15 protein-coding genes are annotated in these 12,250 nt (G+C 53.1%); all 15 read left to right on the forward strand.

Annotated features, from left to right (window positions below; all coding sequences use genetic code 11):
* Positions 1 to 140 precede the first annotated feature (140 nt).
* Positions 141 to 635 (forward strand): hypothetical protein, encoded by a 495-nt coding sequence (locus tag VSQ30_RS09850; RefSeq protein ID WP_120428237.1) that lies wholly within the window; start codon positions 141 to 143, stop codon positions 633 to 635.
* Complete coding sequence (locus tag VSQ30_RS09855; RefSeq protein WP_120428238.1) at positions 616 to 2,436, forward strand: phage terminase large subunit family protein; 1,821 nt, start codon at positions 616 to 618, stop codon at positions 2,434 to 2,436. The genes VSQ30_RS09850 and VSQ30_RS09855 overlap by 20 nt, the downstream gene beginning before the upstream one ends.
* The gene (locus tag VSQ30_RS09860; protein WP_120428239.1) at positions 2,437 to 2,679 is read left to right on the forward strand and encodes a DUF6148 family protein; all 243 of its coding nucleotides are present in this window, start codon (positions 2,437 to 2,439) and stop codon (positions 2,677 to 2,679) included.
* Positions 2,680 to 2,698: 19 nt separating this feature from the next.
* Positions 2,699 to 4,258 carry a phage portal protein gene (locus tag VSQ30_RS09865; RefSeq protein WP_199715124.1) on the forward strand — a complete coding sequence of 520 codons (1,560 nt, stop codon included), beginning with the start codon at positions 2,699 to 2,701 and terminating at the stop codon, positions 4,256 to 4,258.
* Positions 4,203 to 5,363 carry a head maturation protease, ClpP-related gene (locus VSQ30_RS09870; protein ID WP_334463762.1) on the forward strand — a complete coding sequence of 387 codons (1,161 nt, stop codon included), beginning with the start codon at positions 4,203 to 4,205 and terminating at the stop codon, positions 5,361 to 5,363. The genes VSQ30_RS09865 and VSQ30_RS09870 overlap by 56 nt, the downstream gene beginning before the upstream one ends.
* A 13-nt stretch (positions 5,364 to 5,376) precedes the next feature.
* Positions 5,377 to 5,700 (forward strand): hypothetical protein, encoded by a 324-nt coding sequence (locus VSQ30_RS09875; RefSeq protein ID WP_120428241.1) that lies wholly within the window; start codon positions 5,377 to 5,379, stop codon positions 5,698 to 5,700.
* A gap of 15 nt (positions 5,701 to 5,715) precedes the next feature.
* Positions 5,716 to 6,774: a major capsid protein gene (locus tag VSQ30_RS09880; RefSeq protein WP_217958088.1), complete on the forward strand. Its 1,059-nt coding sequence runs from the start codon at positions 5,716 to 5,718 to the stop codon at positions 6,772 to 6,774.
* A complete protein-coding gene (locus VSQ30_RS09885; RefSeq protein WP_334463764.1) occupies positions 6,771 to 7,109 on the forward strand; it encodes a hypothetical protein in 339 nt (112 codons plus the stop codon). The genes VSQ30_RS09880 and VSQ30_RS09885 overlap by 4 nt, the downstream gene beginning before the upstream one ends.
* Positions 7,106 to 7,666 carry a hypothetical protein gene (locus VSQ30_RS09890; RefSeq protein ID WP_120428244.1) on the forward strand — a complete coding sequence of 187 codons (561 nt, stop codon included), beginning with the start codon at positions 7,106 to 7,108 and terminating at the stop codon, positions 7,664 to 7,666. Before VSQ30_RS09885 ends, VSQ30_RS09890 begins: the two co-directional genes overlap by 4 nt.
* A gap of 1 nt (position 7,667) precedes the next feature.
* Entirely contained in the window at positions 7,668 to 8,159 is a 492-nt protein-coding gene (locus tag VSQ30_RS09895) for a hypothetical protein (protein ID WP_334463767.1), read from the forward strand.
* Complete coding sequence (locus VSQ30_RS09900) at positions 8,147 to 8,824, forward strand: hypothetical protein (protein ID WP_334463768.1); 678 nt, start codon at positions 8,147 to 8,149, stop codon at positions 8,822 to 8,824. Before VSQ30_RS09895 ends, VSQ30_RS09900 begins: the two co-directional genes overlap by 13 nt.
* 2 nt (positions 8,825 to 8,826) lie before the next feature.
* Positions 8,827 to 10,254 (forward strand): phage tail sheath family protein, encoded by a 1,428-nt coding sequence (locus VSQ30_RS09905; protein ID WP_334463770.1) that lies wholly within the window; start codon positions 8,827 to 8,829, stop codon positions 10,252 to 10,254.
* Between the two features lie 13 nt (positions 10,255 to 10,267).
* Positions 10,268 to 10,783 carry a phage major tail tube protein gene (locus tag VSQ30_RS09910; protein ID WP_334463771.1) on the forward strand — a complete coding sequence of 172 codons (516 nt, stop codon included), beginning with the start codon at positions 10,268 to 10,270 and terminating at the stop codon, positions 10,781 to 10,783.
* An 85-nt stretch (positions 10,784 to 10,868) separates the two neighbouring features.
* Entirely contained in the window at positions 10,869 to 11,279 is a 411-nt protein-coding gene (locus VSQ30_RS09915; protein WP_120428249.1) for a phage tail assembly protein, read from the forward strand.
* 225 nt (positions 11,280 to 11,504) lie between these two features.
* Positions 11,505 to 12,173 carry a hypothetical protein gene (locus VSQ30_RS09920; protein ID WP_334463772.1) on the forward strand — a complete coding sequence of 223 codons (669 nt, stop codon included), beginning with the start codon at positions 11,505 to 11,507 and terminating at the stop codon, positions 12,171 to 12,173.
* The last annotated feature ends 77 nt before the right edge of the window (positions 12,174 to 12,250 follow it).

Below are 12,250 nucleotides of genomic sequence, written 5' to 3' on the forward strand. Positions count from 1 at the left end.
TGACAAAGCTTGCGGGTTCGGCGACCCCAGCGCAGGGGCAGGGACAAAAAATTTTTGAACGCTTCCGCGGTTCGGCGGGCGTTTTTTAGGGGGAGGGGGTCAAAAAAGCGGTTCGCGCAGATCGGGAGGGGTGAAAAAACTTGAAACTTTACGACGTGAAAGCGGTTGCCCGATTTATGGACGTGTCCGAACGGCGGGTGCGGCAGTTGCGCGACGAAAAAGTGATTGCAGAGGTTCGCCCCGGCCTGTACGACCTGATCGACACAAACCGCCGCTATATAAACTACCTACGAAAGCGGAACCCGGAAAGCGAAGAAGCGATAGACTACAACACCGAGCGGGCAAAACTGGTTCGGGCGAAGCGGAAAAACGAAGAATACGAATTGCAGTTGAAAGAAAACCGACTTCATGCGTCGGAGGACATAGAAGCCGTCATGAAAGATATGTTGGTGAACTTCAAAGCGCGGCTTATGGCTATCCCCGCGAAGCTGGCCCCGGTTCTTTGCAGGAAAACGGACAGGGCGGAAATATTCAAACTGCTAAAAGAGCATATCGACGAAGCATTGCAGGAACTTTCAGACTTCAACGCCGCATTTGGAGAGGGGGCAAAGGACGATGAAGCAAGCGACGGTTGATTTGTTTTGCCGGATTTTCGCGGTTCTTGCCCCGCCGCCGGACATGACAATTTCGGAATGGGCGGACGAATACCGCCGTCTTTCGTCTGAATCGTCGGCAGAGCCGGGCCGCTGGCGCACGTCAAAGGCCCCGTATCAGAAAGAAATCATGGACGCGATATGCGACGTAAGCATTCAAAAAGTTGTCGTCATGAGCGCGGCGCAGATCGGAAAGACGGACGGGTTCATTCTAAACCCGATAGGCTATTTCATGCACTACGACCCGTCGCCGATCATGGTATTGCAACCCACTATACAGATGGGCGAATCATTCAGCAAAGACCGTCTTTCCCCCATGTTGCGCGACACCCCCGTTTTGCGGGACAAGGTAAACGACAAGGCAAGAAACAGCGGAAACACGATCTTGCAAAAGATTTTCCCCGGCGGTCATGTAACGATCGTAGGGGCAAATTCCCCGTCGTCCCTTGCTTCCCGTCCAATTCGGATATTGCTTGCCGACGAAATCGACAGATACCCGGCGACGGCGGGCAATGAGGGCGACCCCCTTTTACTTGCGGGGAAGCGGCTTACTACATTTTGGAACAAAAAAGAAGTTGACGTGTCAACGCCGACAATCAAGGGGCTTTCAAGAATCGAAGTTGAATACGAACACAGCACGCAAGAGGAATGGAACGTGCCTTGCCCAGCGTGCGGTGCGCTGACCCCTCTTGAATGGGCGAACATCGTATTCGACGCGAACAACCTTGAAGAAATTTCGTGCGCGTGTCCAGAATGCGGCGTTGTGTCAAGTGAAACAGAGTGGAAAGAGCATTTCGGCGGCGGAAAGTTCGTCGCACGGTTCCCCGAACGGAAAGTGCGGGGCTTTCACCTGAACGCCCTTGCTTCAATGTTTGTCGAGTGGCGGGAGATCGTACAGAAATTCATTACCGCAAACGACGAAAAGAAGAAAGGGAATATTGAACTTCTCAAAGTCTGGACTAATACCGAAATGGGGCAGACATGGGAAGAAGAGGGCGAACAGATCGAAACCGACGATCTTTACAAGCGGCGGGAAAAATATAATTGCGAAGTGCCGGAAGAAGTGCTGGTGCTGACCGCGGGCGTTGACGTGCAGGACGACCGTTTCGAGGTTGAAGTTGTCGGCTGGGGCGTTGACAAGGAAAGCTGGGGCATTCGGTATCAAGCGATATACGGCGACTTGAAATTAAAGCCTGTTTGGAATGAACTTGACGCTTTTCTTTCACAGACGTTCACGACGGCGGACGGGCGGCGGCTGAAAATAATTTGTACTTGCGTGGATTCCGGCGGTCACTTTACGAATCAGGTTTACCGTTTCTGCAAAGAGCGGACGGCCCGCCGTGTCTTTGCTATCAAAGGCAAAGGCGGCGCAGACGTGCCGTATTTCAATAGGCCGTCAACCGCAAACAGTGTAAAAACGCCCCTGTTCACAATTGGAGTTGACACGGGCAAGGCGATTTTATATCAGCGGCTGGCGGTGCAGGAAGAGGGGCCGAACTACTGCCATTTTCCAAAAGACAAAGACCGGGGATATACGCAAGAATATTTTCGGGGGCTGACCGCTGAAAAAATGGTTATGACCTACAAAAAAGGTAAAGCACAATACGTCTGGACCCTGAAAGACGGCGGGTACAAGCGAAATGAACCGCTGGACATTCGGAATTATGCGACCGTCGCGCTTGAAATTGCGAACCCGGTTTTGAAAAAGCCTGACCCGTCCGCGCCAGCGGCAACGCCGAAAAAGCGCGGCAGACGGTCAAGAACGAACGGAGGTATTCTATAAATGGCACAGGGAAAAACACGGCTTGAAATCGCGCGAAAACACCTTGACGCATGGTTAAACGCCGAATTGGAGGTTACGACCCACCAAAGTTACACGATAGGTTCGCGGAGCCTGACAAAAGCGAATCTTTCGGAGATCAGGAAAGAAATTGAATACTGGACGAACGAAGTTGCCCGGCTGGAGAACATCGAAAAGCGCGGCGGCAGGAACCGCATATACAGGGCAGTTCCGCGGGACCTATAAGAAAGGACGGTGAAACGCCTTGAACATCTTTGACAGAGCGGTTGCCGCCGTATTTCCGCAAACGGCGGTGAAACGTGCCGCGGCCCGCCGGAAACTTGAAATACTGGACAGCGGATATAGCAATTACGGCGCGTCGCATACCAAAAAAGGCATGATCGGCTGGACATACGGCGGCGGTTCAGCAAAAGAGGACATTCAAGAAAACCTTTCGACCCTCCGCCAGCGTTGCCGCGATCTTTACATGGGGGTTCCCCTTGCAACGGGCGCGTTGAAAACGTGTAGAACAAACGTCGTCGGTTCCGGCCTGAAACTGAAAAGTCAAGTTGATTATGAGGTTTTGGGAATGACAGAGGAAGCCGCGCGGGAACTTGAAAGCAAGATCGAACGGGAATTTGCTTTGTGGGCTGATTCCCCGGCGTGCGATTTGGAGCGGCTGGACAATTTCTATGAATTACAACAGCTTGCTTTCCTGAATTGGCTTATGAGCGGCGACGTTATAGCGACGCTTCCCATTACAACGCGGGTAAATATGCCCTATGACCTTAGAATCTGCCTGATTGAAGCGGACAGGTTAAGCAATCCAAACGGGACACTTGACCCGCACATTGTCGGCGGCGTTGAAACAAACGACGCGGGGGAAGTCGTCGCATACCATATCAGCAAACACCATCCCTTGTCATACGATATGACCGAAAGGGGCTGGACGCGGGTTGAAGCATGGGGCGAAAAGACGGGGCGGCGGAACGTGATTCACATAATGAACCGGGAACGGATAGGACAGCGACGCGGCGTGCCGTTCCTTGCCCCGGTCATTGAAGCGTTAAAACAGTTAGGCCGCTATACAGAGGCGGAACTTGTCGCCGCCGTGGTTTCTGGCCTGTTTGCTATCTTCATCGAAAAGGAATCAGCGTCCAGCGACGGCGGTTTCGGCGAAGTCGTTTCGTCGGAAGATCAGGTGGACGCGGGGGACGAAAATTCGATTGAACTTGCCCCCGGCCTGATTATGGACTTGAACGAGGGCGAAAAGGCCCACGACGTAAACCCCGGCAGACCGAACACAGCCTTTGACGGGTTCGTGGTTGCCATTTGCCGACAGATCGGCGCGGCCCTTGAAATCCCTTACGAACTGCTGGTAAAGAATTTCAACGCGTCGTATAGCGCGTCGCGGGGTGCGCTTTTGGAAGCATGGAAAATGTTCAAAATGTATCGGACATGGCTTGCGAATGACTTTTGCCAGCCGATTTATGAAGAATGGTTCGCGGAAGCCGTCGCAAAGGGAAGAATCCCCGCGCCCGGCTTTTTTAGTGACCCGATCAGGCGAAAGGCTTTCACAGGTGCGGAATGGAACGGCCCCGCGCAGGGGCTTTTGAATCCTGTTCAGGAAGTCACAGCGGCAGAAAAGCGGGTGCAAAACGGCTTTTCTACCCGTGGACGTGAAGCAATGGAAATGAACGGGTCCGATTATGACCGCAACATTGCACAGTTAAAGCGCGAAGAAAGAGCATTAAGGGAGGTAAAACAAGATGGCGCAGGAACAGAAAAACCCGAAATCCCCGGCACAGGGCAAGGGGGGCAATAAGCGATTTTGGGATTTCCGGGCCGCGGCGGATGAAAACGCCGCCCCGGAATTGATTTTATACGGCGACATTGCTTCCGAAACATGGTGGGGCGACGAAGTAACGCCCCTGCAATTCACGGAGGAATTGAACGCGCTGGGGAACGTCCCTGAAATCGTCGTGCGAATCAACAGCGGCGGCGGGGACGTGTTCGCCGCAAATGCCATTTATACCCGGCTGAAAGACAATGCGGCGAAAATCACGGTCAAGATCGACGGCTGGGCCGCGTCCGCGGCGACAATCGTTGCAATGGCGGGCGACGTGATCGAGATTCCGGGAAACGGCGTGTTCATGGTGCATGACCCGGCAATCGGCCTTTTAGGTTACTTCAACGAAGCTGACCTTGCGAAAGCGTCGGAAGAATTGAAAGTGATAAAACAAAGCATTATAAACGGTTATGCCCTGAAAACGGGCAAGGCCGCGGAAGAAATCGCCGCGATTATGGCGGCGGAAACATGGTTTGACGGGAAACAGGCGGTTGACGCGGGCTTTTGTGATCGGCTTATGTTTGAGGAAGCCGACACGACCGTTGAAAACGCCGCAAAGGTCATTGTAAACAGCGTATCAATGAACCTTGAACAATTCCCGAATATGCCCGTTTCGTTGTTAAACCGCCTTGCGACCCACACGCCGGGCGGTTTTTCAAATACAAAATCTAAAACAGAACCGAAAAGGAGCGATCAGAACATGGACGGAATCAAGGACATAAAGACGGTTGCCGACCTGAAAGCGGCATTCCCTGAACTGACAAAGCAGATCGAGGAAGCGGCAGCCGCGGCGGAGCGCACACGGATTCAGGACATTGAAGAAGTGGCGCTTCCCGGCTTTGAAGCTATTGTGAACGAAGCAAAGTTCACGAAGCCGACCGCGGCGGGCGACGTTGCGAAAAAGATTATCGCTGAACAGCGCAAGCAGGGCGGCAAGTACATTCAGGACCGCGCCGACGACGCGAAGAACAGCAACGCGGGCGACGTGGGAGCGGGCGCAGGAATTGAGGGAGCGGCGGACAAGGACGACGACAAAGAGGTTGACGCGGTTCTTGACAAGCTTTTCCCCGCGGCGAAATAAGGAGGAAAACACCATGTATGAAATCCAAAAGGACCAAACAAGCCCCGTGAATTTCTTTGCGGGCGACTTTCCCGTTGTAACGGAAGCCGGGGACGTGAAGAGCGGCGCAACCGTCCGCAAATATGCCCCCGTTATTAAGACCGCAGACGGAATCAGCGAAGCCACGGCAGACGGGCTGGCTGATTTGTACGGTATTGCGGCAGACGACAGCACCGACGGCGGCGTTGTGTGTTGTCTGACAGGCGAATTTTTCGCCGACGCGTTGCCGTTGCAAGACGGCGTAACCGTCGAAGCCCTGAAACCCGCTTTCCGCAAGCTGGGAATCTTTTTGAAGTGATAGGAGGAAAAGAAAATGGCTATTGAAAACAGCATTTACACCCCGCGCACGCTGAAAAAGATTGTGGAGCGTATGCCCCCCGTGCATACGTTTTTCCGCGACACCTTTTTCAGAACCCGCGAAACATTCGTGACAAAGAGCGTTGACGTGGATTTCAGGAAAGGAAACCGCGCCCTTGCCCCGTTCGTTCACCCGAAAATCGGCGGCAGAACTGTTCCGAACAGCGGGTATCAGACAAAGACCTATACCGCGCCCATGCTTGCCCCGAACAAAGTGACAAATACAGACGACTTGCTGGAGCGGTCCGCAGGCGAGAATCCCTATAGTGGGAAAAAGCCAGCAGAACGGGCCATTGAAAAACTGGCAAGGGATTTCCGCGAACTGGACGAAATGAACGTGCGCCGTGAAGAGTGGATGGCGGCGACCGCCCTTTTCACAGGGCAAATTCCCATTATCGGCGAGGGGCTGAACGAAGTAATCGACTTTGGTTTCAGCAATACCGAAACAATCGTCACCGACGCGCTGAAATGGTCCGCCGATACTTCCGACCCGATGGCGGACATTGAGCGGTGGCATGAAACCGTGCAGAAAAACGGCTTCATTAACTGCAATGTCTGCATTATGGCGAAAGACGTTGCAAATGTGTTCGTCAAACACCCGAAAGTCAAGGACGTTTTAGACGTGCGGGCGTATGATCTGGCGGTTATCAAGCCCCGCCAGCTTCCGAACGGTGTAACCTATATCGGGACTATTCACAAGCTGGGCCTTGATATTTACCAGTATAACGAATGGTTCCTTGACAACTGGACAAACCCGGCGGCCCCAGAGGACAAGCCGCTGGTTCCCGATGGTGCGCTTGCCTTGCTTTCGACCGAAGCGGACTATTCTATTTACTACGGCGCAATTACCATGATCCCCGAAGAGGGCAAGGACTTTGTTACCGTCGAGGGCGACAGAGTGCCGCAGACATGGGTGGAGCGTCGGCCAGATCGCCGTTTCCTGCAACTGAACAGCCGCCCGTTGACCGTGCCGCATGAAGTCAATAGCTGGTTCGTTGCAAAGGGCCTTGTATGAACTTCAAGGCGCAAGTCGAGCGGGATTTAACGGCGGTATTCCATAACAGCACCGAACACGCCGACGTATTAGAATTTTGGATTTCCGGGACCCGCTACAAAGGCCCGGTTATTCTGGACGACGGTGGCGCACAGGACAGGAAAAAGCCGTCTACGGACCATGTAGACGGCTTAGTTCTTGTCGATCTTGTCATGTATGTTCCTCTTTCCCTACTGAAACGAACCCCGAAAAAAGGTGAACCCGTGGAGATCGGCGACGACCTTTACACGATTACAAAGGTTCACCCGGAAGCCGGGGAAATCGTGCTTTACTTGGAGGGGTTGACGGAAGAATGATTGAGATTACGAACGAACAGATCGAGCGGGTCAATCTGCTTTTGGGCGACTTACACGGTGCGCCGAATCGGGTTCTTTTCAATGTGATAAACCGTGCGCTGGGTACGGTGCGTTCGCAATCGGGAAAAGAAATCCGGCAGACGTACAACATCAAGCAAGGGGACATTACCGCGAATCAAAACATGAAGATGAAGCGGGCGACCGCGGGCGACTTGGTGGGTTCAATCGAGTTTGCCGGGACGGTCATTCCACTAAAACGATTCAAGGTTTCCCCGTCGGCCCCGGCGCAAAAGACGGTTTCCGTTTCGGTGCTGAAAGCAGAGGGCGGAAAGCGGCTGGAACACGCTTTCGTCGCTAATTTGGGAAAGTACGGTGTGGGCGTATTTGAACGAATGACGCGGCGGCGCGATTCCTCCGAACAGCTTTTCGGGCCGTCAACCGCGCACATGATGGCAAACGAAAACGTGCTTGACAAGGTGGAGGAAGCGGCACAAGACACCATCGACAAGCGCGTTGAGCATGAAATAACCCGCATTCTGAACGGGTACGGGAGGTAGTATGACACCTTTAGACCTACTGGACGCAATGAAAGCGTTCGTTGAAAAGGAAACGAAAGACCTGTTTTTGCCTGTTCGGGTAGACAGGAAGAGCGGCGAACACAAGGAACGCCCGCCGGAAGTCTATACAATGCGGTTGCCTGACAAGGAAGCGGAAACAAAGCGGATTCCCTATGTTCTTTTGCAGTATATCAAAAGCAACGACACGCAGGAATCGGGAGAACACCCCGAATGCGTTTGCATGGTGCGAATTGTTGCCGCGACGTATTCAGAGGACGCGGAAGAGGGCGCACGGTGCGTTCTGAATCTGCTGACCCGGATTAAAATTGCTTTCATGCGCGACGGCATGATTGCAGATCGGTATATTTTGCGACCACCCCTTGAAACGATTGTTTACCCGGACAGTACCCGCCCTTATTATTTGGGCGAAATGATGACTAATTGGAGTATGCCAATTATAGAAAGCGAGGTCAATTTTATATGGCAGGAATAGAGTTCAAACCCGGCATGAAGAAAGACGAGTTGCTGGAAATTGCCGCCTTGAACGGTATTGAAGCTGACGACAGCATGACAAAAACACAGATTATGGACGCGCTGAAAGCGGCGGGAGCGGCACAAACCGCAGAACAGCCCGAAAACGGCCCGCAGAGCGGCGCAGACGGCGGCGAAACGTCCGGGCAGGGTAACGACACCCACGGCGGAGAAAACGCCGTACAGAGCGGCACAGAGGGCCAGCAGGACGCGCCCAGCGGTGGGATTGGAAACAGCGAAAACGGCGACGGCAAAGAAGCACCCGCAGAAAGCCCGCAGAGCGGTGCAGACGGCGGCGACGGGTCCGGGGAGGATAACAACACTACCCCGCCGGAAAAGCCCGCAGAGGGCAAGCAGGAAGCCCAGCAGGGGTATAACCTGTTTGTTTACGCCGGGCCGTCGCTTCCCCGCGGGCGGCTGAAAGAAAATACCGTATTCCGCGGAGCATTTGAGGACGTGAAGAATTATCTTTCGGACGCGCTGGAGGATTACCCGCAGATTGAAAAGCTGATTGTTCCGGCGGACAAGCTGGCGGCGTTTTCGATCAAGGTAAAAACCCCCGGAAATATCGCACACAAGTATTACAGCGACATTGTTTCGGCAATGCGCGGCAATAAGGAGGTTTAATCATGCCTAATTATTATCATGGTGTATCGACAAGACAGGTTGACACGTCGCTTTCGACCCCTGTTACGGCTGATTGCGGCGTTGCCTTTGTGGTGGGCGCGGCCCCGGTTCATACCGTCGGCGGCCCCGTCAATGAGCCTGTCATGGTTCAGAACTACGCGGAAGCGGTTTCCGCTATGGGGTATAGCGACGATTGGGAGAAATACCCGATTTGTGAAATGATCTATTCGCAGTTCAAGCTTTACAGCGTTTCCCCCGTTGTGTTCGTCAATATCCTTGACCCGACAAAGCACAAAAAGGCGGTGGAGGAAAAGAACTATCCCATTAACGACGGCAAGGTTCTTTTACCCCTTGAAGCCCTGAAAGACAGCGTGCGGGTTACTACCTACACGGTGGGGAAAGATTATGACCTGTTCTATGAGGGCGAAAACCTGATTCTTGAAGTGCTGGAGGGCGGGACGATTCCCGAAAACACGGGGGAACTGACAATTTCGTTCGACGCGGTGAACCCCTCCGCGATCACGGAAAATGAGATCATCGGCGGCTTTGACACGAACACGAAGAAGAGTTCGGGCCTTGAACTGTACGATTCCATTTTCCCGAAATATGGGATTGTCGCCGATTTGGTGCTTTGCCCCGGCTGGTCCCATAAATCCACGGTTGCGGCGGTTATGGTTGCAAAGGCCGCGTCGATCAACGGCGTGTTCGAGGGGAAAGCCCTGATTGACGTTGACACGACGGAAGCGACCCATTATGCAGACGTTCCCGCTTGGAAGAAAGCGCAGAATATCAACAACAAAGGGCAGATTCTTTGCTGGCCTTTGGTGAAGCTTGGGGACCGTGTTTTTCACCTTTCCGTGCAGATGGCGGGGCGCATGGGGCAGACCGATTCGGACAACGGCGGTTGTCCGGCAGAAAGCCCGTCGAACAAGCTTTTGCAGATCGACAGCGCGGTTCTGGCTGACGGCACGGAAATTCTGCTTGACTTGCAGAATGCAAACTACCTGAACAGCAACGGCATTGTTACCGCGCTGAACTTCATCGGCGGTTATGTGCTTTGGGGCAACGAAACCGCCTGTTATCCGGCTGATACCGACGTGAAGAATTATTTCACGTGCGTTTCCCGTATGTTCGGCTGGGTTGCAAATTCCCTGATTCTGACCTATTGGAGCAAGGTTGACAAGAAAATGACCCGGCGGCTGATCGACAGCATTGTTGATTCGGTCAATATTTGGCTGAACGGCCTTGTCAACGAAGAGAAGTTGCTGGGCGGGCGCGTCGAGTTCAGAGAGGACGAAAACAGCACGGTTGCGCTTATGGCGGGCAAGGCCGTTTTCCATATCTTCATGACCCCGCCCAGCCCCATGAAAGAATGCGAATTTGTGCTTGAATACGACGTGGACTATGTTTCCGCGGCGTTGACGGCGTAAGGAGGGAACAGCAATGAGAGCAGATATAGGCATTAACAGCTTTGCCGTATATGAGGACGCGACCGAATTTTACGGCATGGCGGAAGTAACGCTTCCCGAAGTTTCGCAGATTGCGGAAGAGGTTAAGGGCGCGGGAATTTCAGGCGCATTCAACGGCGCGTTCACGGGTCAAATTGAGTCCATGACGCTGACGCTGAATTTCCGTACCGTTACCCCGTATGCAATCAGGCTGAACGAACCGCGAAATCACCAGCTTGATCTCCGCGCGTCCCAGCAGTATTGGGACAATGTAGCGGGAAAGCACGTACAACAGGCCGTAAAACACGTCTTGATGGTAACGCCGACGAAGTTTGCCCCCGGCAAGCTTGCCCCCGCCGCGTCCGCGGAAGCGTCCGGGGAATATGCGGCAACCTATTTCGCCACGTACATCAACGGGGAAAAGGTCATGGAAATCGACATTCTGAATTTCATTTACTTTATCAACGGTGTTGACTATTTGGCGGAAGTACGAAAGGCGTTGGGTAAGTAAGCCCGGTAGGGATTTTCCCGCCGGGCTTTCCTATGCCCTTTTTCTGTATCTGAAAATATGAAATTTTGAATCGGAGGAAAAGACGATGAGCGACAAGGTAACAAATATAGCCGAAATCGGCGCAGAGCAGGCCACAGGAGCGGCGGAAGCCGCCACCCCTACATCTACCACGGAAGCGGCGGGAAAGGCCACAGGGGGCGACGTGGGCGTTTATACGCACAAGTTCAAGCGTCCCTTTGAGTACAGCGGCGCGACCTACACCGAATTGACGTTCAATTTCGAGCGGTTGACCGGGCGGGACATGGTGGCCATTGAAACCGAAATGCAGATGAACAACGAATATGCCCTTTCACCCGAAATTTCCCGCAACTTCCAGAGCAAGCTGGCGGCGCGGGCCGCGGGTATCGGAAGCGACGTGCTGGACGCTATGCCGTTGCCCGAATTTAACCGCATTACCAATGCGGCGCGGGATTTTTTACTGTCTACGGGCTATTAAAAAGCCCGGCCCGCTGGTGGCGGCGGGAATGTTACCGCCTTGCACGGGCGACGAACACGCCGATTCCGTTTTGGTTAGATATGACCCCGGCGGAAATTATGACGTGGATTCGTGACATAAACGCCGCCGCCGCGGAGGACAGAGAACGCGCAAAGAAAGAACAGGCGCAAAGGGGGTAGGAACCTTGACAACCTACACGCATAAGCCTATAATAGAGTTAAGAATATGTTAAAGATAAGAATATATCGCACCTTTAGCATATCAAAACTTCAAGGAGGTTTGTTGCGTATGGGGCTTTTCTCAAAACTGTTTTCCCAAAAACAGCCAGATTCACGCCAAACGCAGGAACAAAGAGCGACTCCGCCTAAAATGACACATTGGGCAGGCTTAGACGAAGAGGACGCATTTGAAGATCAGTACGGGGCGAAAATCGACCGTCTGCAAGAAAAAATCGATGACGCAACGTGGGTGGAAAGTGACAACCCCGCCGATCAGATCAAGGCGTATGAAAAAGCCCTTGAACTATGCGATCAACTGGAAGATTTTTGCGCTGAATGCGGCCCGTATGGAAGTACCTATTTTCTGAATCATTGCGCAGGCATAAAGCCGCGCATTGAAGCGGCATACAGGACCTACATGGAACGTGACTATCCACAGCAAAAAGCGGAATGGGACAAGGAACAGGCAAAGAAAAAGGCGTTTGCGGCAAAGAAGCGTAAGATTCTTAAATTCGCAAGTGAACATGACGGCGTAATGCGAAAAGAAATCTACGCCTTATTTGCTGAGGAAGAGCAAGCAGAGGTTCTAAAGGCCCTAAACGCGCTTATTCAGGACGGCAAAATGACAAAGCAGATGGACGGAAAACGTCTGTTATTCTATGGCGCAAAAAAATAAAACGGCCTAATCGTATGGGGCAACCAGCCGGGATTCCGGGTGGTTGCCTTTTTCATGCCATAAAAAGGGGGTGAAAA

This window comes from Acutalibacter sp. JLR.KK004, from assembly GCF_036941085.1.
GTDB lineage: Bacteria > Bacillota > Clostridia > Oscillospirales > Acutalibacteraceae > Acutalibacter.